The organism is Nonomuraea coxensis DSM 45129 (assembly GCF_019397265.1).
Taxonomy (GTDB): Bacteria; Actinomycetota; Actinomycetes; order Streptosporangiales; family Streptosporangiaceae; genus Nonomuraea; species Nonomuraea coxensis.
The window spans coordinates 8,560,208-8,585,520 of sequence record NZ_CP068985.1 but is presented as its reverse complement, the minus strand read 5'-3'; the positions used below and the strand labels follow the sequence as shown (position 1 = coordinate 8,585,520).

The window sequence follows — 25,313 nt, the reverse complement described above, 5'->3', positions numbered from 1 at the left end:
TTCATTCGGGGACGGCCGCGAGGTCCCGTACGGCGCGGTCGGGGGCCTGGTACTGCCACAGCCACGCGCTGACCTGGGAGTCGGTCGCGCCCGCGGCGACGGCCCTGTCGCGCTCTTGCTGCTCGGGGCCGTCGGGCAGGTGGAAGGTCGTCGCGTTGGCGGCCGACAGCGCCTGCACCCGGTTGGCCCGCCGGACCCGCAGCGACTCGAAGGCGCGGAACGCCGCCGCCGGCTCCGGATGGGCGGCGAAGGCCGCGCCGAGCGCGTGCCCGTCCTCGATGGCCTGGGCGGCGCCCTGCCCGAGGTAGGGCAGCATCGGATGGCAGGCGTCGCCGAGCAGGGACACCCGCCCGGTGTGCCAGGTCTCCAACGCGGGCTGGGTGTAGATGTCGTAGCGGGTCACCCCGTTGCCCTTGGTGATCAGCCGGCGCAGCGGCTCGTGCCAGCCGTCGAGGTGGGCCAGGGTCTCGTCCAGCCCGACGGGGGCCGCGGTGGCGCCGGAGGCGATGGCCGGGGCCTCGATGCAGGCGGTGATGTTGATCATCGAGCCGCGCCGGAAGGGGCAGTGCACGACGTGCGCGCCCGGGCCCAGCCACGACTCGAAGCCGTTGCGCTCGACGAACTCCGCCAGCTCGGGGTCGCCCAGCAGCCGCTCCGACGGGACCTGGGTGCGGAACCCGCTGTGCCCGGCGTACACGGGCTCCTCCGCGCCGAACAGCCGCCTGCGGACGACGGAGCGGATGCCGTCCGCGGCCACGACCGCCTCGGCCGTGAACCGCTCGCCGTCCGTGGTCGTGACCGTGCCCGTCGCGGGGTCCACGTCGGCGACGCGCCGGCCCAGCAGCACCTCGGCGGGCCTGCCCGGCTCCGCCGGGTCCCGCGCCGCGTCGAGCAGCGCGCGCTGCAGGTCGCCCCGGTGGGCGAACCAGAACGGGTGCCCGTACGTCTCCTCGACGGTCCCGGCGAGCGGGGCCTTGAACAGCTCGCGCCCGTCCTGCCAGCGACGACGGGTCGTCCAGGTCGGGAGCGAGACGTCCGCGTCCAGCCGGGGCGCGAGCCCGAGGGCCGTGAGCGCGCCCACCGCGTTCGGCCCGAGGCCGAGCCCGGCCCCGACCTCGCTGATGCGCGGCGACTGCTCCAGGACGGTGACGCCGGCTCCGGCCCGCCGCAGCGCCACGGCCGCGGCGAGCCCGCCGATGCCCGCGCCGATGACGATCGCTTGCATGGTGATGTCCGCTCCCTTCAGATGATCGTGGTCTCGCCGCTGGGCTCGACGTCCACGGGGGTGAACAGCGAGGCCACCGAGGGGTCGCCGGTCGTGATGCCCTGCTCGCGGGCGTAGCGCACGATCAGCTCCATGGCGCGCTCGTTCGCCCGGGTGAGGCCGTACTGCCACGGGTCGCGGCCCATGAGCTCGTCCTGCTCGCGCCACACGTCCTGGACGAACGCCAGCGGCAGCGCGCGCGGGTTGCGCAGCCGTTCCATGGCGGCCCTGCGGGCCGCCGTGAAGGCCGCCGTCAGGCTGGCGGGGACCCACGGATGCCGGTCGACGACCTCCTGCCTGATCGTGACCACGTGCATGACGGGGAACACCCCGGTCCGCGCGTAGTACTCCCGCTCGACCCGGGGGAAGTCGGGGAACAGCCGCGCCACCGCCGGGTCGCCGGCGAGCAACGACGGCGGGTTGTAGGCCGACACGGTGGCGCTCACGCCGCCCGTGGTCAGCAGGTCGTCGATGCGGTGCCGGGCCGCGCTGTCCGTCGGGAGCAGGGGCGCGTCCTGGCCGTCGGGGAGGCGGCCGAAGGCGCCGAAGACGTCCTGCCAGTCCACCTTGTCCAGGTTCAGGCCATGCTCGTCCTGGAGGATGCCGCGGATCCACACGGCCGCGGCCGGCTCGTACCCGCCGATGCCGACCGCGCGGCCCTCCAGGTCGGCGACGGTGCGGATGCCGCTCGCGGTGTTCACGAAGATCGAGCCGTGCCGGAAGCGGCGGTGCGGGAACACCGGGATCGCGGTCAGCGGCTCGCCGCGCTCCCTGGCCCGCAGGTACTGCACCACGTTGAACTCGGCGACGTCGCACTCGGCGCGGCGGTCCAGCCGGAAGATCCGCTCCTTGTCGGCCGTGAGCACGTGCAGGTCGATGCCGTCCGGCCGGACCTGCCCGTCCGTGAGGGCGCGGGTGATCTCGTAGTCACCGCACGCCAGCGACAGCGTGAGCCGGCTCACTGGTGGTGCCCCAGAGCGCCGAACACCGAGGCGCGCAGGCGGCCGAACTCGTCCAGCGCCTTCGTCGCGATCTGGTCGCGGGGCCGCGGCAGGTCGACCGGCATGACCTCGCGGATGGTGGTCGGCGTCCGCGTCAGCACGACGATGCGCCCGCCCAGGTAGATCGCCTCGTCGATGTCGTGCGTGACGAACGCGATCGTCATGTCCCGCTCCGCCCACAGCCGCAGCGTGAGGTCCTCCAGCTCGACCCGGGTCTGCGCGTCCACCGAGGCGAACGGCTCGTCCATCAGCAGCAGCCGCGGGTGGTAGGCCAGCGCGCGGGCGATGGCCACGCGCTGCTGCATGCCGCCGGAGAGCTGCCACGGCTTCTTGCGGGTGTGCGCGGCCAGGCCGACCGACTCCAGCGCCTCGGCCGTGCGCTCCTCGGCCTCCCGCTTCGAGATCTGCTTGTAGCGCAGCGGCAGCCGGACGTTGTCGGCCACGCTCAGCCACGGCAGCAGCGAGCGGCTGTAGTCCTGGAAGACCAGCCCGAGGGTGTCGGGCGGGCCGGTGACCTCCTCCCCGGCGATCCGTACGGTGCCGCCCTCGTACGGCAGCAGCCCGGACAGGCAGCGCAGCATCGTGGTCTTGCCGCAGCCCGAGGGGCCGACGATGGACACCAGCTCGCCCTCGAAGATGCGCAGCGTGATGTCCTCCAGGACCAGCTCGCTGCCGTAGCTCTTGCGCAGGCCGTCGACCTCGAGGATCGCGACACGGTCGTCCTTGCCGGGGCTGGTCGGGGAGGTCCGGCTCAGCCCTGCCGTCTCAGTCATGTGCGTTCTCACCGAATTTCTTGTCGAGCCGGCGGCCCGCCACGGCGACCAGCGTGTTCAGCACCACGCCGATCAGGCCGAGCAGGACGACCGCCGACCACATGTCCGCCAGGCGGAAGCTCGTGGAGGTCTGGGAGACGAAGTAGCCGATGCCGTTGACGCTGGAGTAGTACTCGGAGGCCACCATCACCACGAACGCGATGGGCAGCGCGGCCCGCACGCCGCTCCAGATGTGCGGGACGGCGGTCGGCAGGATCATCCAGCGGAACCTGGCCCGCCAGGGCAGGCCGAAGACGCGGCCCATGTCGTCGCGCACCGGCTCCAGCGAGCGCACGCCGTCCACGGTGGCCAGCAGGATCGGCCACACCGCGGAGGCGGCGATCACGGCGATCTTCATGCCGTCGCCGGTGCCGAGCACCAGGATCATCGGCGGCAGGATCAGGATGGGCGGCAGCGCGCGCATGAACTCGAGCTGCGGCTTCACGTACGGCTCCGCGCGGCGTACGGACCCGATGGCCGCGCCGGCCCCGACGCCCGCCACGATCCCGATGAGCATGCCGAGACCCACCCGCCACAGGCTGGGCAGCACCATCGACGCGAAGTCCGCGGAGAACCAGTTGGTCGCGAACGCGGCCAGGATGTCGCGCAGCGGCGGGAAGAACAACGACGTGGAGGAGGCGCTGAGCACCCACCACAGCCCGGCGACGGCCAGGGTGACCAGCGCGGGCACCACGACGGCGTACAGCAGTCGCCTCATTTGGCCGCCCTCCGCGAGGAGTGCCACGACAGCAGCCGGTCCTCGACCGGCACGAACACGAAGTTGACCAGCAGGCCGAGCAGCCCGGCCGCGATCGTGTAGGCGTAGACGCCGGCCTTGTCGCCGTTCTGCAGCGACGCCTGCACGTCCTTGCCGAGGCCCGGCATGCCGCCGAGCAGCTCCACCGTGATGGCCACGACCAGCGCGACCGAGGCGGCGATGCGGATGCCGGTCAGGATGAACGGCAGCGCGCTCGGCAGCACCAGCCGCCAGACCCGCGCCAGCGGCGGCACCCCGAACGACACCAGCGTCTGCTCCGCCACCGGGTCGGTCGCGCGGGCGCCGCGGATGGCGAGCACGAGCACCATCCACAGGCTGGACAGGCCGGTGAGGATCACCGCGCCGCTCATGCCGACGCCGGCGGTCAGGATGACGAGCGGCAGCAGCGCGATCGAGGGGATCGGCCGCAGGAACTCGATGATCGGCCGCGCGGCCTGCTCGGCCGGCGCGAACCGGCCGAGCAGGAGGCCCAGCGGCACCGCGACCGCCGTACCGAGGGCCAGGCCCAGCAGCGCCTGGCTGAGGCTGTCGCCGACGCTCACCCAGAAGCCGGCCCCGACGACCAGCTCGCCGAACCGCACCAGCACCTCGGAGGGCAGCGGGAAGCTGTCCCGGCTCAGCACCCCGGTCACGCTCAGCGCCTGCACGAGCAGCAGCGTCACGAGGACCGACAGGAGCTGGCGCCGGCCGGGCAGCCGCCGCCAGGTGAGTGCGGGTCTCACTGGTCGTCCACCAGGAGCTGGGAGATGTCCACCTTCTTGGTCGCGAACCCGGCGTCCGCCATGAGGTCGGCCACGGACTGCAGCTTCTCGACGTCGATGGCGGCCGGGAACTCGTAGGCCGGCACCTTCTGCGCCAGCTCGGGCGTGAGCTTGGTGTAGGTGGTGACGAAGTCCCGGTAGGACTTGCTGGTGTTGAGCTGCTCGGCGGCCTCGGTCATCGACGCCTTGAACGCGGCCACCGCCTTCGGGTTCTGCTTGACGAACGCCTCGCTCATCACGTAGCCGGCGATGGGGGAGCCGGCCAGGCGGCCCGCGTACGGGTCGAGCAGCAGCTTCGCCTTCTTGTCCTCGGCCTGCGTGGAGAACGGCGGCACCAGGTAGGCGGCGTCCACCTTGCCCGCGACCAGCGCGTCCGCCATCGTGGCCAGCGGCAGCACCTGGAACTGCACCTTGTTCACGTCCACGCCGGCTTCCTGGAGCGCCACCCGCGAGTTCAGCTCGAAGTTGGCCTTCGGCTGGTTGATGGCGACGTTCTTGCCCTCCAGGTCCTTGACGGAGGAGATCCCGCTGGACGGCATCACGTAGATGCCGGTCTGGGTGTCCGCCGCGCCGTTGATGCCGGGGAAGATCGCCCGCAGCGGCACGCCCTGCGCGGTGGCCTGGATGAACGTGGCCCACGCCATCGACACGGCCTGGTAGCTGCCGGAAATGAGCGGCGGGACCTCGGAGGCGCCCTTGGGGTCGATCGTGACGTCCAGCCCGTTCTTCGCGAAGATCCCCTTGTCCTTGGCGTAGTAGAGCGGCGCGAAGTCGCCGACCGGCGTCACACCGACCTTCATCACCGTCGTGCCGGACTCCCCGGACCCGCCGGAGCCCGCGGATCCGCCGGAGTCCCCGGAGCCGCCGCACGCCGACAGCCCGACGGTGCAGGCGAGCGCCACCACGCCCAGGACGGCCGCCCGGCTTCTGCCCTTACCCAAAGCAACCACGCCGCTTCCTTTCTCACGGTAAGTCGCGCCCTCACACCGCTACGGCCCCCTGTCGAACAGGAGTTCGGGTCTCACTTCTCACGTGCTCATTTGTGCGTTGTCCGAAACCGGACATGTTCGTAACTTCGGACACGCAGTAGGAGGAAGTCAAGAGATTTCGAAAATTTCCTCCGATCTCCGATTCTGGGACGATCGTTGGTGCTACGCTCCTCGTGTGTCACGAAGACGCGAACAGACGCGCCCCACACGGGGGGAAGTCATCCTCCACGCGCTGCGCAACGACATCCTCAACGGCTACCTGGTCCCCGGCTCGCCCCTGGGCTTCGCGGACCTCGGAGCCCGTTACGAGGCGAGCACCGGCGTGCTGCGCGAAGTGCTGCCCCGCCTCGTCGAGCAGGGCCTGGTGACCGTGGTGCCGCAGATCGGCTACCGCGTGGTCGAGGTCAGCGTGCAGGATCTCGTGCACCTCACCGAGGCCCGGGCCGCCATCGAGACGCAGGTCCTCGCCCAGTCCATCAGGGACGGCGACCTCGACTGGGAGTCGTCCGTGGTGGCCGCCCACCACCGGCTGAGCCAGCTCTCCACGATCGGCGACGACGGCGAGATCAACACCGACTGGCTGCACGCCCACCGCCGCTTCCACCAGGTCCTCCTGGAGGGCTGCCCCAACCTGCGGCTGCGCGAGGTCGCCGAACGGCTGCGGGACATCAGCGAGGTCTACCGCTGCTGGTCGGTCCGCAACACCGAGCAGATCCAGCAGCGGGACGCCGAGCACGCGCGGCTCGCCGCGCTGGCGCTGGAGCGGGACGTGGAAGGGGCGAAGAAGGAGCTCGCCGACCACATCCACCGCACCACGGAGGTCCTGCTGGCCGCCCAGCAGGACGCCACACAGGCCCCCTCCTAGCCGGCCTGCTGGGTCGATACGGTTCCTGACGCGCCGGCTCGCGGCGTTCCGGCCGACTGCCGCCATTCGAGCGCTTCGGCCGTCTCGCGATACTCCAGGAGGTGCTGTCCGGCGATCTTCTGCAGGAGGTCCCGCACCTCGGCCGGCGTGGCCAGGAAGAACTCGCGGCGCAGGTTCACCTTGTTGAGCCGCCGATCGCTCAGCTCCGCACGCAGTTGTCCGCCTCCGCGTTGTACGCCCTCAGCATCAGCTTCGAGAAGTCGCGGACCATCTTGCGTCCCTCGGCGGCGGCTTCCACCCCTGGGGAGGTGCGGGCCAGCCGGGAGGGGAGTTGAAGCGGTACTCGGGCATGAGCGCTCCTCGTCTGCGCACGACGGCCCTGCACAGGAGAGATGGCTCTGAGCGGCGCGGGAGTTACACGAAGCCGGCGGACCGGGCGGTGCGCATCGACCGGCTGGTGGAGGGGGCGTGGACAAATGCGGGGCGGGTCGTACGATGAATGCCTTCGTGCCGATGGGAGGGGTTTCATGAGCACGCAACCAGAGGGCGGACCGGGCGATTGAAAACGTTCAGAAGCATCCCGGCGGGCCGAACCGAATTCGTCGGCGATTCACCGGCCATACGGAAATAGCTGGCTCAGGCCGTCACCGAGATGCTGCAGTATCACCAATCCCACCTCAGCGTCGACAATCCCGTCTACGACAACTGCGAGGGCGAACTCGACGCGATCGGCCGGCAGATCGTGGCTGCCGGGCTCACGTACTGCGGGGTGGTGGGCCTGACCGTCGCGCCCGCTGAAAGGCGGAAGTTTCGGGGTGCTGAAAGGCGATCGGGCCGAGACGTTCAAACAGAAAGTGGCGAACTACTGGGACAAGTGAACCGGGATTCCGTGTCAAAGCCCGTGTTCGTGGTGATGACTGTTCGGGTTGAGGGCGGCCCGCGGGTGCTGTTACCTTCGCACGGTGGACGACAGGCGTGCGCGGGCGGAGGCGATCGAGGACTTCGCGGCGACTCTGCGGGAATTGCGCAACGCGGTCGGCAACCCGCCTTTTCGGGAGATGTCCGGCCGATCGGGGGCGATTTCCCACACGACGCTGCACGAAGCCACAAAAGGTAACCGGCTTCCGAGCTGGGAGACCACCGTCGAGTTCGTCAAGGCGTGCGACGCCGATCCGGCCGCGTACCGCGAGCACTGGGAGCGGGCCAACCGGGTGGTGAGATCGGCGAGCGCCGGTGAGCCGTCGGAGCCTGCGTCCGAGGGGCCGGCGGGGCGTCCGGCCGAGGAGGCCGGGGCCGCCGCCGACCCCCGTGCTTCGCAGCTCACCCTCGCGTCGCAAGCCCTCCGATCCGCGAGCGACGACGTGCCGGCGCCACATCCCGCGTCGCCGGGCGGTGCCGGCCCGCTCCCGCTTCCCGGGTCGCCGGGCGGTGAGGGGCGGGTCAGGTCGGCGCGGGCCGCGATGTTCGTGGCGGCGGGGGCGGTCGTCGTGGCGGTGGCGGCGGTTCTTGTCGTGGTGGTGCTCGATCGGGGCTCCACGACCGGCGGAGCCGGCCTGGACCCGACCGGCGGCCCGTCGGCAGCCGCGCTGTCCCCGGCCGACTGCCCGGTGCGCTCGACCAACCCGCCCTGGGCCCCGCCCCTGCACCCGGGTGACGCGGCCGTGTTCATCGAGGACGTCACGCTCCCCGACTGCACGCGCGTCGCCGCCGGCAAGACCATGACCAAGGTGTGGCGGCTGAAGAACGCCGGGACCGTGCCGTGGACGGGCTACTCGCTGCGCCGCCTCGACTTCGCGCAGCAGGCCGATCAGTGCCAGACCATCTCCGACGTGCCGATCAAGGACACGCCGCCCGGCGAGACGGTCGACATCGAGACCGTCGTCACCACCCCCAGGAAGCCGGGCCTGTGTTACGTGCGGTTCAAGATGGTGGACGCCTCGGGGGCGATCCTGTTTCCCGGGAGCCGGCCGATCAACTTCCAGATCATCGTGGACGCACCCTAGTTCCCCGCCGCGCCGCAGGGCACGACGGGGAACCGAGGAGGAGGGCTCAGGAGCCGAGAGCGATCCCCGTGTAGTAGTGCTGGAGGATCCTGGAGTGGCTCCAGCCCGCTCGGGCCTTGTCGCGGGAGCCGTTCTGCGACATCCAGTCGCCGTCGACCCAGTTGCCGCACGCCGTCGTCGTGGCGCAGTACTGAGCCCGGAAGATCTTCCCGTTCCGGGTCAGCCGGGTGCCCCAGGTCGCGTCGATCGCGGCGCTCGTCACGGCCTTCGCCGAGCCGGGCCTGTACACCTGGCTGGACGTGTGGTCGTAGACGTCGAAGCACTGGCCGCTAGGCGTCCTGCGGGTGGAGTGCAGCGCCCAGTACCAGCCGAAGTTCTTCACGGCGAGAGCCCCGGCCTTGAGCGACTCGCCCGGCCAGCTCGACACCCACTCGTTGGGCAGGACGTTCTTGACGTACGTCCGGAAATCCACCCGCTCCACCCGATCGAGGGACGTGCGGTACACGAGGATCGTCGTGGGCGGCCTGGTGTCCGTGCCGTCGGTCTTGCACCCGGGCCCGGCCGGCGGCGGCGCGGAGGCCAGGAACCGGTGGGAGGCGTTCTGGTTCTTGAGGGTGGCGTTCAGGTTGGCCTTCGCGCCGGGGGCGAAGTCCTGGTAGCTGCCGGCGTAGCCGGTGTTGAAGTAGACGCGGACGGTCTTGCCGCTGCGGTTCCAGACGGAGGCGGCGGCGTTCTTGATGCAGGTGCCCTTGCCGGCGCCGGGGCCTTTGAAGTCGTAGCAGGTGGGCTGTTCGGTGCTGTAGTCGGCGATCGATCCGGTGAAGTCGGAGACCGATCCCTGGTGGTTGCTGTTGAAGTAGTAGCAGAACTCGCCGGTGTCGCAGACGCCGTCACGGCCGGCGGCGGTTGCGGGGGAGGCGGTGGCGAGGACCGCCCCGCCGAGCGCCACCGCGGCGAGCCGCGAGAGCAGGCGGACCGTTCGTACGGACACGTGGTTTCCTCTTCTGAGTGCGGCCGTGGCGCGTTATCGGATGCTGTAGCCCTGGGAGTTCCAGAACGAGGTGGGGTTCGGGTTGTCGAGGTGCGGGTCGCCGACGCTCTTGGCGGCGCGCGTCTGCCGTCCGGGTCGCATCTCGACGTGGGTGTGCGCGGACGCACGGCTCGACACCCCGTGCCACGACTCGGTGGCGATGACCTGGCCGCGGCTGACCTGCTGGCCCACGCGCAAGGAGGACAGCGGGGCGGAGTGCAGGTAGATGACCGTCTTGTTCAGCGAGGCGTTGTAGATGGCGATGGTGGAGAGATTCGCCCTGCCGGTGGAGCCGCGTACGACGTTGATGACCTGGCCCGCCACCAGGGCGCGCACGTTCGAGCCGACGCCGCGCGCGATGTCGATGCCCTCGTGCCGGCCTGAGGTGGAGGTGTAGCCGTCGAAGCCGCAGGTGATCCGGCCGGTGGCCGCGTACAGCGAGTACGACATCGCGCCGCGCGCCGTCGACGACGGGCTGAACTGGTGGGAGGCGTTCTGGTTCTTGAGGGTGGCGTTCAGGTTGGCCTTCGCGCCGGGCGCGAAGTCCTGGTAGCTGCCGGCGTAGCCGGTGTTGAAGTAGACGCGGACGGTCTTGCCGCTGCGGTTCCAGACGGAGGCGGCGGCGTTCTTGATGCAGGTGCCCTTGCCGGCGCCGGGGCCCTTGAAGTCGTAGCAGGTGGGCTGTTCGGTGCTGTAGTCGGCGATCGATCCGGTGAAGTCGGAGACCGATCCCTGGTGGTTGCTGTTGAAGTAGTAGCAGAACTCGCCGGTGTCGCAGACGCCGTCACGGCCGGCGGCGGTTGCGGGGGAGGCGGTGGCGAGGACCGCCCCGCCGAGCGCCACCGCGGTGGTCGCCACGGCGAGGGTCCTGGTGAGATTGCTCATGCTGTTCTCCTTCTGTCTGCGCTGTCGGGATCTGTCTGCGCTGTCGGGATGCGGATCGGGTACGGAAGTCAGCGGCGCCGGTACTCCTCCCAGGTGCGGATCGTCGTCCGCGGGCCGTCGTCCCGGCCGCGGCCGGCGAGCCCGTCGAAGCCGAGGTAGTAGTCGCCGACCTGGTGCTGGGCCTGGCTGGACAGGTCCGTGTCGCTGATGGCGACGGCGTGGACGTGCCAGGGCCAGTCGCCCTGTGCGGGGCTGCGCAGCCACGCGGCGAAGCCGACGAGCCGCAGCGCGCGGACGACCGCGGTACGGGTGGCGGCGTTCATCCCCTTCACCGAGAGGTCCACGACGCCGCCGCCGTCATGGGTGCCCGCGGAGGTGGGGTCGCCGCCGGCGTTGTACGAGCCCTGATCCAGCTCGACGTCCCGCCCGAGCAGCCGCTCGGCCTCGGCCAGCATGCTCCGCGTACGGGCGTTGAGCACGGAACCGCCCTCGGACACCCGCGGCCCCGGCGTGATGACGTGGGTGACCGTGAACCGGCCGGCGCCGAGCCTGGTGAGCGACGTCCTGCCCGGCAGGCCGTTGGCGTCGAGACCGGTGAGGCCGAGCGACTTCTGGTAGTTCGCGTAGGCGGCGACCGTCGTGGAGCCGAAATAGCCGTCCACCCACCTCGCGTCGAGCAGACGCAGGTCGCGCAGCGCCTGCTCGACGAGGAGCACGCCGGCCTTGGCGCCCGGGGTCAGCGTGTTGTCGGGCCGCCGCGGGTCGATCTGGGCCGCCTTGACGGTGGCTTCCATGTTCACGCTCGGGAGGGCCTCAGCGCCGGCCCGCCGCTGCGCCGCCGCCGTCCCGGTCACCCCACTGAGCGACGTGAGCAGGACGGCGGCCGCGAGGGCGGCGGCGCATGAGGACAGCTTCATCGGGACTCCTGGTTCAGGGGGCCGGGGCGGTTCCGGCGTGACGGAGTCCAAGCTGTCGGCTCGCCCGCGTGTCCGGTAGGCGAACGCTGTTGTCAGCCTGTTCGACGTGCTCCTACCTGCGGGAGTACACGTCGTCTGACAAGGCGGCGGCGTCGGTCCAGCCGCCGAGGCGGATGATCCCCCGGGTGGCCGCGACGGTCACGGCGGCGGTACGGTCGTCGACGCCGAGCTTGGCGAAGACGTGCAGCAGGTGGGTCTTGACCGTGGCCTCGCTGATGCACAGGTGCGCGGCGATGGCCTTGTTGCTCATCCCCTGGGCGACCGCGCCGAGGACCTCGATCTCCCGCCCGCTGAGCGTGCCGGGCGCGTCGGTACGGGCCCACGACAACACCCGGGTCGCGATCGACGGCGACAGGGCGCTCTCCCCCTGGGCCGCCGCCCTGATCGCGTCGAACAGCTGCTCGCGGGGCGTGTCCTTGAGCAGGTAGCCGATCGCCCCGGCGTCGATGGCGCGGGAGATGTCGCTGTCGGTGTCATAGGTGGTCAGCACGATCACCCTGGCGCCGGGGTCGTCCGCGCGGATCCCGCTGATCGCCGTCGCGCCGTCCAGCTCGGGCATCTGCAGGTCCATCAGCGTGACGTCCGGCCGCAGGTCGCGCGCCAGCCGTACCGCGTCCGCGCCCGAGACGGCCTCGCCGACCACCTCCAGGTCGTCCTGGGTCCCGAGCATCGCCCTGATGCCGTCACGGACCACCGGATGGTCGTCGGCGATCAGGACCCTGATCGCGGCCCGCGCGCTCATCGGGCCGCCACCGGGAGGCTCGCCACGACCGTCGTGCCCTCCCCGGCCGCGCTCTCCACGAGGAGCGTGCCGCCGAGCTGCGCCATCCGCTCGGACATGATCAGCAGGCCGTGGCCGGCGGCGGCCCGCCCGGGATCGAAGCCGTCGCCGTCGTCGTGGACGTCCAGCACGACCAGGTCCTCCATGTACGACAGCGTGAGCGTCACCCGCCCCGCGCCCGCGTGCCTGCGGGCGTTCGCGACCGCCTCCTGCGCCACCCGCAGCAGCTCCGCCTGGACCTGCGCGTCCAGGGGCCGCAGCGGCCCCGTGATCACGGCGTGCGCGTCGATGCCGGTCTCGTCGGACAGCCGGCCCGACAGCCGGCGCAGCGCCTCGGGCAGGCCGCCGTCGTCGAGCTCGCCCGGCCGCAGCGCCCGCACCACGCGCCGGCTCTCCACGAGGTTCTCCCTGGCCGTGCACAACGCCTGGGCCAGGTGCCGGTCGTCGGGCGAGCGCTCCTGCGCCGCCTCCAGCAGCATCACCACGCTGGCGAACCCCTGCGTCAGGCTGTCGTGGATGTCGCGCGCCAGCCGCTGCCGCTCGGCGGCCACGCCCGCCTGCCGTTCGGCCGCCGCCCGCGCCTCCTGGGCGGCCTGCAACTGGTCGATCAGCTCCTTGCGCTCGGCGCTCTGCCGGGCCACCGAGGAGAAGTAGCCCACCGAGGTGGCCGCGCTGACCGCGATCAGCACGGTGATGGCGATCTCGGTCCAGCTGATCGACCCGCCGTGGTGGTAGCTGTGCCAGAGCCAGCCCCCGGCGCACGACAGCACCGCGACCAGCCCGATGCGCACGGCGTCCATGCAGTACGGCACCAGCACGCACAGGCAGACCACCAGGAACGACCGGTCGATCGCGAACAGCCCCAGGCAGAGCAGCGCGCCGCCGGCCACGTACGGCAGGGGCACCTCGCCGGCCGGAGGCGTACGCAGCACGAACCACACCGCGTACCAGGCGGCCAGCCCGGCCACCAGCGCCACCGGCAGGACCTGGCCCACCTCCGTCAGCGGGCCGGCCGAGGTCAGCACCAGCCACGACCCGAAGAAGGCGTGCTGCCACCGGCGCCGGGTCCGCTCCCAGGACTCCACGGCACCGACGATAACCAGCCGCCCGGCGGTCCGGCATCAACCAGTCGACTGACCCGGGGATCGGCGTCCCGCTCGATGCGCGCCCGGCCGCCCCGGCGCGAGACTCGGCGGTGTGACAGCCATCCCCAGCCCGTCGCAGGGCGTCTGGCATCTCGGCCCGCTGCCGATCCGCGCGTACTCGCTGCTCATGGTGCTCGCCATCGTCGTCGGCGCCTGGGTCACCCGGCGCCGCTGGGCGGCCCGCGGCGGCGAACGCGACGCGGTCGTGGACCTCGCCACCTGGGCCGTGCCGTTCGGCCTGGCCGGCGCGCGCATCTACCACGTGGCCACCGACTGGCGGCAGTACTTCGGCCCCGGCGGCGAGCCTCTGCGCGCCTTCGCGATCTGGGAGGGCGGCATCAGCATCTGGGGCGCCGTCGCCGGGGGCGCGCTCGGCGCGTGGCTGGCCTGCCGCCGGCGCGGCATCCCGCTGCGCGACTTCGCCGACGCCGTCGCGCCGGGGATCGCGCTCGGGCAGGCCATCGCCCGCTGGGGCAACTGGTTCAACCAGGAGCTGTACGGCCGGCCGACCGACCTGCCCTGGGCGCTGGAGATCGACCCCGCCCACCGGCCGCCCGGCCTCGCGTCCACGGCGACGTACCATCCGGCCTTCCTCTACGAGTCGCTGTGGGACCTGGGCGTGGCCGGGCTCGTCCTCTGGGCCGAGCGCCGCTTCCACCTGGACCGCGGCCGGACCTTCGCGCTGTACGCCGCCGCCTACGCCACCGGCCGCGCCTGGATCGAATGGCTGCGCGTGGACCCCGCCCCCCTCGTCCTCGGCCTGCGCCTCAACGTCTGGACCGCCCTGCTGGTCCTCGCCGCCGCGGTCACGTACCTGACCCTCACCCGCCGCCCACCGACCGCGAACTGACCTCGATCTCCGCACGACGGTACCCCTGGCTGTACCTGCTTTTGGGGCGTACGCGGGAACGACCGGAAGGGGGCGTGGCTGGTGTGCTGATGGCTGTCCATCAAGCGCTCCCCAAGGGAATCACTGACATGCCAGCCAACAGCCAGACCGGGCTCCGGGGCGTCATCCGGCGCCGCCCGCTGATCAGCTTCTTCGTCCTCGCCAATCTCATGAGCTGGGTCGCCTGGCTCCCTTACATCCTGTCGGCGAACGGCACCGGGGTCCTGGACTTCGAGTTCCCCGCCGTGCTCGGCACCTCGCAGTTGCTCGGCATGCTCCCCGGCGCCTATCTCGGCCCGATCTTCTCCGCGTACCTCGTGACCAGGATCACGGACGGCAAGGAGGGCGTCCGCCGGTGGGTCGGGCGGATGACGAAGTGGCGGGTGAGCTGGGTCTGGTACCTGGTGACGGCGGTCGGCGTCCCCGCCGCCATCATCGTCACCTGCCTCGCGATGACCGACGGGCAGGTCGTCTTCCCGCCCGCCGTCGTGCTGGTGGCCTACCTCCCCAGCCTGCTGCTCCAGATGGTGACCACCGGGCTGGCGGAGGAGCCGGGCTGGCGGGACTTCGCCCTGGCGCGCATGCAGCGCAGGTTCGGCGCGCTGGGCTCCAGCGTCATCCTCGGCCCGCTGTGGGGCCTGTGGCACCTGCCGCTGTTCCTGTCCGAGTGGGGCGGGTACCCGGACGTCAGCCTGCTGCGGATCGCCGAGTTCGTGGCCTTCTGCTGCACCTTCAACGTGGTCGTCACCTGGGTCTTCAACCGGACCGGGCAGAGCCTGCCGCTGATCATGCTGCTGCACGTCAGCGTCAACAACTTCATGTCGGTCGCGTTCGCGGAGATGTTCCCGATGCTGGCCACGCCCGAGCTGGCGTCCCGGGTCACTCTTCTCGCGGGCACCACGGGAGCCGTGCTGGTGCTCATCGCGACCCGTGGCCGCCTGGGCTACCGTGCGCCCGCGGAGCCCGCCCCGGCGACGGCGGCGGACCCCGAAGCCCTGCCCGCCCGCTGAGCCGGCGGCCCGACGACCCTCGACGTGACCTTGCCGGACGTGAGGGTCAGGTGCTCTCCAGGTAGCGCAGCACGGCGGCCACCCGGCGGTCGGTCCCGTCGGCGGGCTGCAGGTCGAGCTTGGCGAAGATGCTCCTGATGTGCTTGTGCACCGCTCCGCCGGTGACGACGAGCCGCTCGGCGATGGCGGTGTTGCCGAGCCCTTCGGCCATCAGGGCGAGCACGTCGCGTTCGCGCGGGCTGAGCCGGTCGAGCCGGTTGTCGGGCCGCCTGCGGGTGAGGAGCTGCGCGACCACCTCGGGGTCGATGGCGGTGCCGCCGCCGGCCACCCGGTGCAGCGCGGTCAGGAACTCCTGGACCCGCCCGACCCGCTCCTTGAGCAGGTAGCCGAGGCGGGCGCTGCCGTGGACGAGCAGGTCGGTGGCGAACGCCTGCTCGACGTACGCCGACAGGACGAGCACGGCCAGGCCGGGCCGGGTCCGCCTGGCCTCGACGGCCGCCCTGATGCCCTCGTCGGTGTGGGTGGGCGGCATGCGGACGTCCACGATGGCGACGTCCGGCTCGTGCGCGGCGACGGCGTCGAGGAAGCCGGCCGCGTCGGGGGCGGTGGCCACGACGTCCAGCGCCTCGGCGCGCAGCAGCAGCGCCAGGCCCTCGCGCAGCAGGGGATCGTCCTCCGCGATCACGATCCGCAAGGCAGGCTCACCTCCAGTGTGGTCGGCCCGCCGGGCGGGCTGGACAGCGCGAACACGCCGTCATGTGCTTCGGTACGCCGTCGGATGCCGCTCAGCCCGGACCCGCCGGACTCCGTGGCCCCGCCGCGCCCGTCGTCGGTGACGAGCAGGCGCAGCCGGTCGCCGGCCCGCCGGACGCTCACCCTGGCGTGGCGGGCCTCGCTGTGGCGGGCGATGTTGGTCAGCGCCTCGGCCACCACGAAGTAGGCGGTGGCCTCGACCGAGGCGGGGCAGCGGCCCGGCAGGTCCGCGTCGATCTCGCAGGGCACGGCGCAGGCGGCGGCCAGGCCGGTCAGCGCGTCGGGCAGGCTGCGCTCGTCCAGCACGGGCGGCAGGATGCCGCGGACGACCGCGCGCAGCTCGGCCAGCGCCTGCTCGGCGGCGTCCTGGGCGCGGGCGAGCACCTCGTCGGCGGTGGCGGGGTCGCGGGCCAGGGCGCGCCTGGCCGCGCCCAGCAGCACGGTGACGGCGACAAGCCGGTTCTGGGTGCCGTCGTGCAGGGAGCGTTCGATCCTGCGCAGCTCGGCGGCGTGGGCGTCCAGGGCCGCCGCGCGGGTGGCGGTGAGCTGCGCGACCCGCAGGGCCAGGTCGGTGCCGGGGTCGGCGGCCAGCAGCCGCCGTCCGGGCGCGGCCTGGAGGCGGGCCATGACGGGGACGAGCAGCACGGCGAGCGCCAGCCAGCCCAGGCTGAGCGGGGCGACCGCGATGGCGCCCGGCCAGTTGCCGGTCTCCCATCCGAGGCCCGCGCCGGCCGCGTCGGCCTGCGGCAGCAGCCACCAGTAGAGCGGGAACAGCAGGTCACGCACCGCGCTGAAGAGCAGGGTGAGCCCCACCAGCCCGAGCAGCAGCCCGGACGTCGCGTGGAGGAGCACCCACAGCAGCTCCCGGCGGACGGCGGGCTGCCGGAGGGCCGCGCGCCAGCGGCCGGGCACCGGGGCGGGGCCGACGAGCTGCGGGCCCCAGCGTGACAGCCGGGCCCGCTCCCGGTCGGCGACCGCGCGCAGGCCGCGCAGCGCGGCCGGCGCCAGGAGCAGCCCGACGCCGGCGAGGCAGGCGAGCGCGACCGCGACCAGCCCGGCCAGCGCGATGAGCGCGAGCGCGGCGGTGCCCATGCCGCCGACGAGGTGTTCGAGGCCGTCCAGGGCGGCGCGGGCTCGGGCGCGCACCGCCCGCCCGAGGGCCGGCCGTCCGCCGCCCGTGGTCTCCCGAGTCGTCACCCCGCCCACCTCCTCGCCCTCAGACCCTAGGCCAGAGCGAGGCACGGCAGGGGGCGACCTGATCGGCCGCGTGTAGGAAGGCCGTCAATATTCGGGCTGTTGCCGTATGAAATGCGTCAAGAACGGCGAAACCTCCCATTCTTCGTCGTTTGCTGGTGCTGGGTCCTTCCGGACCTCATCGAGCTGAGGAGTGGGATGGCTGACGTCATCTTCGTGATCCTGACGGTCGCGATCTTCGCGGTCCTCGGGGTCGTCGTGAAGGCGGTGGAGCGGCTGTGAGCGCCGTCAACGCCGCCGGTCTCGTGACCGCCGTGGCCCTGGTGATCTTCATGGTCGCCGCCCTGCTGTTCCCGGAGCGCTTCTGATGAGCACGACCGTGGCAGGGATGGTCTTCATCGCCTCCCTGATCATCGCGCTGGCCCTGGTGCACGTCCCGCTCGGGGACCACATGGCCCGCGTCTACTCGAGCACCAAGGACACCCGGCTCGAACGGGTGATCTACCGGCTGCTCGGCGTCCGCCCGGACGCCGAGCAGACCTGGGGCGTGTACGCGCGCGCCCTGCTGGCCTTCTCGGCGGTCTCGATCCTGGTCGTGTACGGCATCCAGCGCCTCCAGGACCGGCTGCCGCTGAGCCTGGGCATGGAACCGGTCACCGGCCACATCGCCTGGAACACCGCGGTCAGCTTCGTCACCAACACCAACTGGCAGTCCTACTCCGGCGAGTCCACCATGGGCCACCTGACCCAGATGGCCGCCCTGGCGGTGCAGAACTTCGTCTCGGCGGCCGTCGGCATGGCGGTGGCGGTCGCCCTGGTCCGCGGGTTCGCCCGCCGCCGGTCCGACACCATCGGCAACTTCTGGGTGGACCTGGTCCGCGGCACGCTCCGCGTCCTGCTGCCGATCGCGTTCGCAGGCGCGCTGGTCCTGGTCGCCGGCGGGCTGGTCCAGAACCTGTCCGGCCTGCGCGAGGTGACCACGCTGACCGGCGGCGTCCAGTCGATCACCGGCGGCCCGGTCGCCTCCCAGGAGGTCATCAAGGAACTGGGCACGAACGGCGGCGGCTTCTACAACGTCAACTCCGCCCACCCCTTCGAGAACGCCGCCGCCTGGACGAACTGGCTGGAGATCTTCCTCATCCTGGTCATCCCGTTCTCGCTCACCCGCACCTTCGGCCGGCTGGTCGGCCAGGTCCGCCAGGGCTACGCGATCCTCGCCGTCATGGGCGTCCTGGCGCTGGCGAGCGTCGTGCTCACCAACGTGTTCGAGCTGTCCGGCGGCGCCACCGTGCCGCAGGCGGCCGGGGCGGCCATGGAGGGCAAGGAGGTCCGCTTCGGTGTCTCGAACTCGGCCACGTTCGGCGCGTCGACGACGCTCACGAGCACGGGAGCGGTGAACTCCTTCCACGACTCCTACACCCCGTTCGGCGGCATGATGACGATGGTCAACATGATGCTGGGCGAGGTCGCCCCCGGCGGGGTCGGCGCGGGCCTGTACGGCATGCTCGTCCTCGCCGTCATCACGGTGTTCGTGGCCGGGCTGATGGTCGGCCGCACCCCGGAGTACCTGGGCAAGAAGATCCGCGCCCGCGAGATCAAGCTCGCCTCGCTGTACTTCCTGGTCACCCCGATCCTGGTGCTGGTCGGCACTGCGTTCGCGATGGGCTCGGCCGAGCGGCGCGCGAGCATGCTGAACACCGGCCCGCACGGCCTGTCCGAGGTCCTGTACGCCTTCACCAGCGCCTCCAACAACAACGGCTCCGCCTTCGCCGGCCTCACCGTCAACACCCCCTGGTACGACGTGGCGCTCGGCCTGTGCATGGCCTTCGGCCGGTTCCTGCCGATCATCCTGGTGCTGGCCCTGGCCGGCTCGCTGGCCGCGCAGTCGCCCGTCCCCGAGGGGGCCGGCACGCTCCCGACGCACCGGCCGCAGTTCGTCGGCATGGTCGTCGGCGTGACGGTCATCCTGGTCGCCCTCACCTTCCTCCCCGCCCTGGCGCTCGGACCGATCGCAGAAGGACTGTCCTGACATGTCAACCCCCGTGCTGGAGAAACCGGCGCCGAAGCGGAACGGCCGGCCCGCCGGCCTGTTCGACCCGGAGCAACTGGTCCGCTCGCTGCCGGGCGCGCTGAGGAAGCTCAACCCGGTCGAGCTGTGGCGCAACCCGGTGATGTTCGTCGTGGAGGTCGGCGCGGCCTTCACCACCGTCCTCGCCGTGCTCGACCCGTCGTTCTTCGCCTGGGCGCTCGTGGCCTGGCTGTGGCTGACCGTCCTGTTCGCCAACCTGGCCGAGGCGATGGCCGAGGGCCGCGGCAAGGCCCAGGCGGCCACGCTGCGCAAGGCGAAGACGGACACCCAGGCCCGCCGGCTGGCGGACCCGGCCGACCCCACCCGCTGGGAGGTCATCCGCGCGCCCGAGCTGCGGCAGGGCGACCACGTGATCGTCGAGGCGGGGGAGACGATCCCCGGGGACGGCGATGTCGTGGACGGCATCGCCAGCGTGGACGAGTCGGCCATCACCGGCGAGTCCGCGCCCGTCATCCGCGAGTCCGGTGGCGACCGCTCCGGGGTCACGGGCGGCACGAAGGTGCTGTCCGACCGGATCATCGTGAAGATCACCCAGAAGCCGGGCGAGAGCTTCGTGGACCGGATGATCGCCTTGGTGGAGGGCGCGAACCGGCAGAAGACGCCGAACGAGATCGCGCTCAACATCCTGCTGGCCGCCCTGACGATCATCTTCCTGGCCGCCACCGTGACCATGCAGCCCCTCGCCATCTACTCCAAGCTCGTCAATCCCGGCGTGCCCGACTCGCCCGCCCTCGACGCGAACGGCGTCACCGGCGTGGTGCTGGTCTCGCTGCTGGTCTGCCTCATCCCCACCACGATCGGTGCGCTGCTGTCGGCCATCGGGATCGCCGGCATGGACCGCCTGGTTCAGCGCAACGTCCTCGCCATGTCGGGCCGGGCGGTGGAGGCCGCGGGCGACGTCTCGACGCTGCTGCTGGACAAGACCGGCACGATCACCCTGGGCAACCGGCAGGCCGCCGAGTTCGTCCCGGTCCGGGGCGTCAGCGCGGCCGAGCTGGCCGAGGCCGCGCAGGTGTCCAGCCTGGCCGACGACACCCCGGAGGGCCGCTCCATCGTCGTGTTCGCCAAGGACCGCTTCGGCCTGCGCGAGCGTCAGGCGGGGGAGCTGGCCCACGCCGAGTGGGTGCCGTTCACGGCGCAGACCCGCATGTCCGGGGTGAACCTGGACGGGCGCGAGGTCCGCAAGGGCGCCGCCACGGCCGTGATGAAGTGGGTGCGCGACGCCGGCGGCCACCCCACCGACGAGGCCGGCCACCTGGTGGACGGCATCTCCGCCTCCGGCGGCACGCCGCTGGTGGTCGCGGAGCGAGGCCGCGTCCTGGGCGTCATCCACCTGAAGGACGTGGTCAAGGAGGGCATGCGCGAACGGTTCGACGAGATGCGCAGGATGGGCATCAGAACCGTCATGATCACGGGCGACAACCCGCTGACCGCCAAGGCCATCGCCGACGAGGCCGGCGTGGACGACTTCCTGGCCGAGGCCACCCCCGAGGACAAGCTCGCCCTGATCAAGCGGGAGCAGGAGGGCGGCCGCCTGGTCGCGATGACCGGCGACGGCACCAACGACGCCCCGGCGCTCGCCCAGTCGGACGTCGGCGTGGCCATGAACACCGGCACCTCCGCCGCCAAGGAGGCCGGCAACATGGTCGACCTCGACTCCAACCCGACCAAGCTCATCGAGATCGTCGAGATCGGCAAGCAGCTCCTCATCACGCGGGGCGCGCTGACCACGTTCTCCATCGCCAACGACATCGCGAAGTACTTCGCGATCATCCCGGCCGTGTTCGCGGCCGTCTATCCGGGCCTCGACGCGCTGAACATCATGCGTCTGAGCAGCCCCCAGTCCGCCATCCTGGCCGCGGTGGTCTTCAACGCGCTGGTCATCGTCGCGCTGATCCCGCTCGCCCTGCGCGGCGTGCGCTACCGGCCGTCCAGCGCGTCCAAGCTGCTGTCCCGCAACCTGTACGTCTACGGCCTCGGCGGCGTCGTCGCCCCCTTCGTCGGCATCAAGATCATCGACCTGCTGGTCCAGTTCCTCCCGGGGATGTCTAGATGAAACGCCTTCCGAGCCCGCTGCGCCGGCACCTCGCCGCGCTCCGCGCCGTCGCCGTCCTCACCGTCCTGCTCGGCCTGATCTACCCGCTGGTCACCACCGGCCTCGCCCAGGTGCTGTTCCCCCGTCAGGCGAACGGCTCCGTCATCAGGGACGTGGGCAGCTCGCTCATCGGCCAGTCCTTCACCGACGCCGACGGCCGGCCGGTCAGGAAGTACTTCCAGTCCCGCCCGTCGGCCGCCGGCGACGGCTACGACCCCACGTCCACCTCGGCGAGCAACCTCGGCCCCGAGGACGTCGTCGACATCCCGCCCGCCGGGGAGGGGAAGGGCAGGCCGTCGCTGCTCACGCAGGTGTGCGCCCGGTCCAAGGCGGCCGGCGAGCTGGAGGGCGTCAGCGGCGCCCGCCCGTACTGCACGCCCGACGGGGTCGGCGCGGTGCTCAAGGTCTTCCCCGGCCGCGTCGTCAGCGTCAACCAGCCCTGCCCCGCCACCCCCTTCGTCGCCGCCTACCAGGGCGTGCGGGTGGAGTGCGCGACGCCGGGGGAGGACTACGCGCCCGGCCGCACCGTGCCCGTCCGCGGGAACGCCGCGCCCCCCGTCGTCCCCGCCGACGCGGTCACGGCCAGCGGCTCCGGCCTGGACCCGCACATCTCGCCGGCCTACGCCCGGCTGCAGGCCCCGCGTGTGGCCAGGGAGCGCGGCCTGCCCCTGGACCGGGTCAGGGGGCTGATCGAGGAGCACACCACGGGGCGCATACTGGGCTTCATGGGTGAACCCGCCGTCAACGTGCTCGAACTCAACCTCGCCCTCGACGAGAGCTGACGTGCGCGGGCGGCTGCGGGTCTACCTCGGGGCGGCCCCCGGGGTGGGCAAGACGTACGCGATGCTCGGCGAGGGCCGCCGCGCGCTCGAACGCGGCAGGGACGTGGTCGTGGGCCTGGTCGAGACGCACGGCCGGCCCCGTACCGCCGCCCTGCTGGAGGGCATGGAGGTCGTCCCGCGCAGGACCGTCACCTACCGCGGGGCCACCTTCACCGAGCTGGACGTGCCCGCGGTCATCGCCCGCAGGCCGAAGGTGGCGCTGATCGACGAGCTGGCCCACACCAACGTGCCGGGCTCGGCGAACGTCAAGCGCTGGCAGGACATCGACGAGATCCTGGACGCCGGCATCGACGTCATCTCCACGGTCAACATCCAGCACCTGGAGTCGCTCAACGACGTCGTCCAGGGGATCACGGGGGTCCCGCAGCGCGAGACCGTGCCCGACGAGGTCGTCCGCAGGGCCGAGCAGATCGAGCTGGTCGACATGTCCCCGGAGGCGCTGCGCAGGCGCATGGCGCACGGCAACGTGTACGCCCCGGAGAAGGTCAGCGCGGCCATGTCGAACTACTTCCGCGTCGGCAACCTCACCGCCCTCCGCGAGCTGGCCCTGCTCTGGGTCGCCGGCAAGGTCGACGACCAGCTCGACCGCTACCGCGCCGACCACGGCATCGCCGACACGTGGGAGACCAGGGAACGGGTCGTGGTCGCCCTGACCGGCGGCCCCGAGGGCGACACGCTGGTACGAAGGGCGGCGCGCATCGCGGCCCGCACCAAGGGCGCCGACCTGCTGGCCGTCCACGTGGCCGGCGCCGAAGGGCTGGCCGGCGCCGACCCGGCCCACCTGGTCCGCCAGCGCTCCCTGGTGGAGAGCATGGGCGGCACCTACCACCAGGTGGTCGGCGGCGACGTGCCGCGGGCGCTGCTCGACTTCGCCCGTGGCGTCAACGCGACCCAGCTCGTCCTCGGCGCCTCCCGCCGGGGCCGCTTCGCGCAGATCCTCTCGCGCGGCGTCGGCGTGGAGACCGCCAGCCTGTCCGGCTCGATCGACGTCCACCTCGTCACCCACGAGGAGGTCAAGAAGGGCCGCAGGCGGCCTGAGCGCGCCCGCGCCGCCCTGACCCGCGAACGGCGGCTGGCCGGCTGGGCCGTCGCGACGGCCGGCCTGCCCGCGCTGACCGCCACGCTCGCCCCCTTCCGCGACGTGCTGCAACTGCCGAGCGAGATCCTGCTGTTCCTGCTCCTGGTCGTCTGCGTCGCCCTCATCGGCGGCATGTGGCCGGCCATCGCCGCCGCCGTCGGCGGGTCGCTGCTGCTCAACTGGTTCTTCACCCCGCCCGTCGGCCACATCACCATCGCCCACCCGGAGAACCTGCTGGCGCTGATCGTGTTCGTGCTGGTCGCGGCCGGGGTCAGCACGATCGTCGACGTGGCCGCCCGGCGTACCCGCCAGGCCGCCCGCGCCGCAGCGGAGGCCGAGGTGCTGTCCACGCTGGCCGGGCACGTGCTGCGCGGCGACGCCGCGCTGCCCTCCCTGCTGGGACGGCTGCGCGAGACGTTCGGGCTCGACTCGGTCACCCTGCTCGAACGCGTCGGCAACCCCACCCCCGACGACCAGGCCGACCCCCGCGCCTGGCGCATCGTCGCCACCTCGGGGAACGAGCCCTGCACGGCGCCCGCCACCGCCGACACCGACGTCGTGATCAGCGACGAGCTGATGCTCGCCGCCCGCGGCCAGCTCCTCAACGCCGGCGACCGGCGGGTGCTGGAGGCGTTCGCCGCCGAGGCGGCCGTCGCGCTGCGGCAGGAACGCCTGGAGGAGGAGGCCGAGCTGGCCAGGCCGCTGGCCGAGGCCGACAAGATGCGCACCGCGCTGCTCGCCGCCGTCAGCCACGACCTGCGCACCCCCCTCTCGGCCGCCAAGGCGGCCGTCGAGAGCCTGCGCGGCCACGAGGTGAACTGGACGGACGAGGACCGCGACGAACTGCTCGCCACCGCCGACGAGTCCCTGGTCCGGCTCGACCGGCTGGTGGAGAACCTGCTCGACATGAGCCGGCTGCAGGCCGGCGTCCTCGGCCTGTCGCTCCTGCCCGTCGCCCTGGAGGAGGTCGTGCCCAGGGCCGTGGACGACCTCGGCCCGCTGTGCGAGCGCGTCGTGAACGACGTGCCCGTCGAGCTGCCCGACATCGTCGCCGACCCGGCCCTGCTGGAGCGCGTCCTCGCCAACCTCATCGCCAACGCCGTCCGCTACAGCCCGCCCGGCCACAAGGTGCTGATCACCGCCGGCCGGCACGGCGACCAGGTCGAGATCAGGGTCGTCGACCGCGGCCCCGGCATCCCGCCCCAGGACCACGAGCGGGTGTTCCTGCCGTTCCAGCGGCTCGGCGACCGCGACAACGGCACCGGCGTCGGCCTCGGCCTCGCGCTCTCGCGCGGGCTCACCGAGGCCATGGGCGGCACGCTCATCCCCGAGGAGACGCCAGGAGGAGGTCTCACGATGATCGTCAGCATGCCGGTCCACCCCGGGGCGGCGGCGCCATGACCAAGATCCTGGTCGTGGACGACGAGCCGCAGATCCTGCGGGCGCTCCGCATCAACCTGGCCGCCCGGCACTACGAGGTCGCGGTCGCCGCCGACGGCTCCTCCGCGCTGCGCCAGGCCGCCGAATGGCATCCCGACCTCATCGTCCTCGACCTCGGACTGCCCGACATCGACGGCGTGGACGTCATCCACGGCCTGCGCGGCTGGACCCGCGTCCCCATCGTCGTCCTGTCCGGCCGCGCCGGGAACCAGGACAAGGTGGACGCCCTGGACGCCGGCGCCGACGACTACGTGACGAAACCCTTCGGGATCGAGGAGCTGCTGGCCCGCATCCGGGCCGTGTCCCGGCGTACCAGTGTCCAGGAGGCCGAGCCGGCGCCCATCCGGGTCGGCGACCACACCGTGGACCTGGTCGGCAAGACCGTCTCCGGCGGGATCAGGCTCACCCCCACCGAGTGGCACATCCTGGAGATCCTGCTGCGCAACCCCGGCAAGCTGATCCCCCAGCGCTACCTGCTCGCCGAGGTGTGGGGCAGCAAGCACGTCAAGGAGACCCACTACCTCCGCCAGTACATGGCCCAGCTCCGCAGGAAGCTCGAACCCGACCCCGCCCACCCCCAGCACCTGATCACCGAGCCGGGCATGGGCTACCGCTACGCGCCCTGACTCACG

Annotated in this window: 25 protein-coding genes; 10 read left to right on the top strand and 15 right to left on the bottom strand. The window is 72.0% G+C overall.

The features are described 5' to 3' along the window. Position 1: 1 nt before the first annotated feature. Genes Nocox_RS40235 through Nocox_RS40210 form a run of 6 tightly spaced genes read right to left on the bottom strand, consistent with a single transcriptional unit; the run spans position 2 to position 5,566 of the window. Positions 2 to 1,225 (bottom strand): FAD-dependent monooxygenase, encoded by a 1,224-nt coding sequence (locus tag Nocox_RS40235; RefSeq protein WP_020543222.1) that lies wholly within the window; start codon positions 1,223 to 1,225, stop codon positions 2 to 4. 17 nt (positions 1,226 to 1,242) lie between these two features. Continuing rightward, positions 1,243 to 2,226, bottom strand: coding sequence for an ABC transporter substrate-binding protein (locus Nocox_RS40230; RefSeq protein ID WP_020543221.1), 984 nt, complete (start codon positions 2,224 to 2,226; stop codon positions 1,243 to 1,245). Next, a complete protein-coding gene (locus Nocox_RS40225) occupies positions 2,223 to 3,038 on the bottom strand; it encodes an ABC transporter ATP-binding protein (protein WP_020543220.1) in 816 nt (271 codons plus the stop codon). The genes Nocox_RS40230 and Nocox_RS40225 overlap by 4 nt, the downstream gene beginning before the upstream one ends. Beyond that, positions 3,031 to 3,795: an ABC transporter permease gene (locus Nocox_RS40220; RefSeq protein ID WP_020543219.1), complete on the bottom strand. Its 765-nt coding sequence runs from the start codon at positions 3,793 to 3,795 to the stop codon at positions 3,031 to 3,033. The genes Nocox_RS40225 and Nocox_RS40220 overlap by 8 nt, the downstream gene beginning before the upstream one ends. Continuing rightward, on the bottom strand, positions 3,792 to 4,577 hold the full coding sequence (locus tag Nocox_RS40215) for an ABC transporter permease (protein ID WP_020543218.1): 786 nt from the start codon (positions 4,575 to 4,577) through the stop codon (positions 3,792 to 3,794). Before Nocox_RS40215 ends, Nocox_RS40220 begins: the two co-directional genes overlap by 4 nt. After that, complete coding sequence (locus Nocox_RS40210) at positions 4,574 to 5,566, bottom strand: ABC transporter substrate-binding protein (RefSeq protein ID WP_157383049.1); 993 nt, start codon at positions 5,564 to 5,566, stop codon at positions 4,574 to 4,576. Before Nocox_RS40210 ends, Nocox_RS40215 begins: the two co-directional genes overlap by 4 nt. Before the next feature lie 214 nt (positions 5,567 to 5,780). On the opposite strand from Nocox_RS40210, the gene Nocox_RS40205 reads away from it, so the two are divergent. Continuing rightward, positions 5,781 to 6,470: a GntR family transcriptional regulator gene (locus Nocox_RS40205; protein WP_020543216.1), complete on the top strand. Its 690-nt coding sequence runs from the start codon at positions 5,781 to 5,783 to the stop codon at positions 6,468 to 6,470. Here Nocox_RS40205 and Nocox_RS40200 read toward each other — a convergent pair. Together Nocox_RS40200 and Nocox_RS40195 are read right to left on the bottom strand one after the other, a co-directional pair. After that, entirely contained in the window at positions 6,467 to 6,649 is a 183-nt protein-coding gene (locus Nocox_RS40200) for a hypothetical protein (RefSeq protein WP_020543215.1), read from the bottom strand. The two genes, Nocox_RS40205 and Nocox_RS40200, sit on opposite strands and share 4 nt — an antisense overlap. A gap of 20 nt (positions 6,650 to 6,669) precedes the next feature. Beyond that, complete coding sequence (locus Nocox_RS40195) at positions 6,670 to 6,768, bottom strand: SNIPE associated domain-containing protein (protein ID WP_020543214.1); 99 nt, start codon at positions 6,766 to 6,768, stop codon at positions 6,670 to 6,672. 664 nt (positions 6,769 to 7,432) lie between these two features. Between Nocox_RS40195 and Nocox_RS40190 the strand changes: the two genes are divergently transcribed. Continuing rightward, positions 7,433 to 8,473 carry an NBR1-Ig-like domain-containing protein gene (locus tag Nocox_RS40190; protein WP_020543213.1) on the top strand — a complete coding sequence of 347 codons (1,041 nt, stop codon included), beginning with the start codon at positions 7,433 to 7,435 and terminating at the stop codon, positions 8,471 to 8,473. A gap of 46 nt (positions 8,474 to 8,519) precedes the next feature. On the opposite strand, the gene Nocox_RS40185 is transcribed toward Nocox_RS40190, so the two are convergent. The 5 genes from Nocox_RS40185 to Nocox_RS40165 form a co-directional block, all read right to left on the bottom strand. Continuing rightward, positions 8,520 to 9,464 (bottom strand): SpoIID/LytB domain-containing protein, encoded by a 945-nt coding sequence (locus tag Nocox_RS40185; protein ID WP_219495551.1) that lies wholly within the window; start codon positions 9,462 to 9,464, stop codon positions 8,520 to 8,522. A 33-nt stretch (positions 9,465 to 9,497) separates the two neighbouring features. Beyond that, positions 9,498 to 10,388, bottom strand: a complete 891-nt coding sequence (locus Nocox_RS40180; protein WP_219495550.1) for a peptidase inhibitor family I36 protein — start codon at positions 10,386 to 10,388, stop codon at positions 9,498 to 9,500. 68 nt (positions 10,389 to 10,456) lie between these two features. After that, positions 10,457 to 11,305 (bottom strand): peptidoglycan-binding domain-containing protein, encoded by an 849-nt coding sequence (locus Nocox_RS40175; protein WP_020545531.1) that lies wholly within the window; start codon positions 11,303 to 11,305, stop codon positions 10,457 to 10,459. A 112-nt stretch (positions 11,306 to 11,417) separates the two neighbouring features. Then, positions 11,418 to 12,107 carry a response regulator gene (locus tag Nocox_RS40170; protein ID WP_020545532.1) on the bottom strand — a complete coding sequence of 230 codons (690 nt, stop codon included), beginning with the start codon at positions 12,105 to 12,107 and terminating at the stop codon, positions 11,418 to 11,420. Further along, complete coding sequence (locus tag Nocox_RS40165) at positions 12,104 to 13,231, bottom strand: sensor histidine kinase (RefSeq protein WP_020545533.1); 1,128 nt, start codon at positions 13,229 to 13,231, stop codon at positions 12,104 to 12,106. Before Nocox_RS40165 ends, Nocox_RS40170 begins: the two co-directional genes overlap by 4 nt. Before the next feature lie 112 nt (positions 13,232 to 13,343). Between Nocox_RS40165 and lgt the strand changes: the two genes are divergently transcribed. Both lgt and Nocox_RS40155 read left to right on the top strand, forming a co-directional pair. Further along, positions 13,344 to 14,141, top strand: a complete 798-nt coding sequence (gene lgt, locus Nocox_RS40160) for a prolipoprotein diacylglyceryl transferase (protein WP_020545534.1) — start codon at positions 13,344 to 13,346, stop codon at positions 14,139 to 14,141. Between the two features lie 128 nt (positions 14,142 to 14,269). Continuing rightward, a complete protein-coding gene (locus Nocox_RS40155) occupies positions 14,270 to 15,190 on the top strand; it encodes a CPBP family intramembrane glutamic endopeptidase (RefSeq protein ID WP_020545535.1) in 921 nt (306 codons plus the stop codon). A 46-nt stretch (positions 15,191 to 15,236) separates the two neighbouring features. Here Nocox_RS40155 and Nocox_RS40150 read toward each other — a convergent pair whose 3' ends face one another. Together Nocox_RS40150 and Nocox_RS40145 are read right to left on the bottom strand one after the other, a co-directional pair. Beyond that, on the bottom strand, positions 15,237 to 15,884 hold the full coding sequence (locus Nocox_RS40150; protein WP_020545536.1) for a response regulator: 648 nt from the start codon (positions 15,882 to 15,884) through the stop codon (positions 15,237 to 15,239). Further along, entirely contained in the window at positions 15,872 to 17,140 is a 1,269-nt protein-coding gene (locus Nocox_RS40145; protein WP_020545537.1) for a sensor histidine kinase, read from the bottom strand. Before Nocox_RS40145 ends, Nocox_RS40150 begins: the two co-directional genes overlap by 13 nt. 275 nt (positions 17,141 to 17,415) lie before the next feature. Between Nocox_RS40145 and kdpF the strand changes: the two genes are divergently transcribed. From kdpF to Nocox_RS40115, 6 genes are all read left to right on the top strand, one after another. Beyond that, positions 17,416 to 17,505, top strand: a complete 90-nt coding sequence (gene kdpF, locus Nocox_RS40140; RefSeq protein WP_020545538.1) for a K(+)-transporting ATPase subunit F — start codon at positions 17,416 to 17,418, stop codon at positions 17,503 to 17,505. Further along, positions 17,505 to 19,166, top strand: coding sequence for a potassium-transporting ATPase subunit KdpA (kdpA, locus tag Nocox_RS40135; RefSeq protein ID WP_026214848.1), 1,662 nt, complete (start codon positions 17,505 to 17,507; stop codon positions 19,164 to 19,166). Before kdpF ends, kdpA begins: the two co-directional genes overlap by 1 nt. A 1-nt stretch (position 19,167) precedes the next feature. Further along, the gene (kdpB, locus tag Nocox_RS40130; protein ID WP_026214849.1) at positions 19,168 to 21,282 is read left to right on the top strand and encodes a potassium-transporting ATPase subunit KdpB; all 2,115 of its coding nucleotides are present in this window, start codon (positions 19,168 to 19,170) and stop codon (positions 21,280 to 21,282) included. After that, positions 21,279 to 22,103, top strand: a complete 825-nt coding sequence (locus Nocox_RS40125) for a potassium-transporting ATPase subunit C (protein ID WP_020545541.1) — start codon at positions 21,279 to 21,281, stop codon at positions 22,101 to 22,103. Before kdpB ends, Nocox_RS40125 begins: the two co-directional genes overlap by 4 nt. Before the next feature lie 61 nt (positions 22,104 to 22,164). Next, complete coding sequence (locus Nocox_RS40120) at positions 22,165 to 24,642, top strand: sensor histidine kinase (RefSeq protein WP_246649931.1); 2,478 nt, start codon at positions 22,165 to 22,167, stop codon at positions 24,640 to 24,642. Continuing rightward, a complete protein-coding gene (locus Nocox_RS40115; RefSeq protein ID WP_020545543.1) occupies positions 24,639 to 25,307 on the top strand; it encodes a response regulator in 669 nt (222 codons plus the stop codon). Before Nocox_RS40120 ends, Nocox_RS40115 begins: the two co-directional genes overlap by 4 nt. The last annotated feature ends 6 nt before the right edge of the window (positions 25,308 to 25,313 follow it).

Bases quoted from the DNA above. Each gene is read 5' to 3' on its own strand.
- Nocox_RS40155 (WP_020545535.1), top strand. From the start codon at position 14,270: ATGCCAGCCAACAGCCAGACCGGGCTCCGGGGCGTCATCCGGCGCCGC.
- Nocox_RS40180 (WP_219495550.1), bottom strand. From the start codon at position 10,388: ATGAGCAATCTCACCAGGACCCTCGCCGTGGCGACCACCGCGGTGGCG.
- Nocox_RS40115 (WP_020545543.1), top strand. From the start codon at position 24,639: ATGACCAAGATCCTGGTCGTGGACGACGAGCCGCAGATCCTGCGGGCG.
- kdpB (WP_026214849.1), top strand. From the start codon at position 19,168: ATGTCAACCCCCGTGCTGGAGAAACCGGCGCCGAAGCGGAACGGCCGG.
- Nocox_RS40225 (WP_020543220.1), bottom strand. From the start codon at position 3,038: ATGACTGAGACGGCAGGGCTGAGCCGGACCTCCCCGACCAGCCCCGGC.
- Nocox_RS40235 (WP_020543222.1), bottom strand. From the start codon at position 1,225: ATGCAAGCGATCGTCATCGGCGCGGGCATCGGCGGGCTCGCCGCGGCC.
- Nocox_RS40125 (WP_020545541.1), top strand. From the start codon at position 21,279: ATGAAACGCCTTCCGAGCCCGCTGCGCCGGCACCTCGCCGCGCTCCGC.
- kdpA (WP_026214848.1), top strand. From the start codon at position 17,505: ATGAGCACGACCGTGGCAGGGATGGTCTTCATCGCCTCCCTGATCATC.
- Nocox_RS40220 (WP_020543219.1), bottom strand. From the start codon at position 3,795: ATGAGGCGACTGCTGTACGCCGTCGTGGTGCCCGCGCTGGTCACCCTG.
- Nocox_RS40170 (WP_020545532.1), bottom strand. From the start codon at position 12,107: ATGAGCGCGCGGGCCGCGATCAGGGTCCTGATCGCCGACGACCATCCG.
- Nocox_RS40120 (WP_246649931.1), top strand. From the start codon at position 22,165: ATGCTCGGCGAGGGCCGCCGCGCGCTCGAACGCGGCAGGGACGTGGTC.
- Nocox_RS40175 (WP_020545531.1), bottom strand. From the start codon at position 11,305: ATGAAGCTGTCCTCATGCGCCGCCGCCCTCGCGGCCGCCGTCCTGCTC.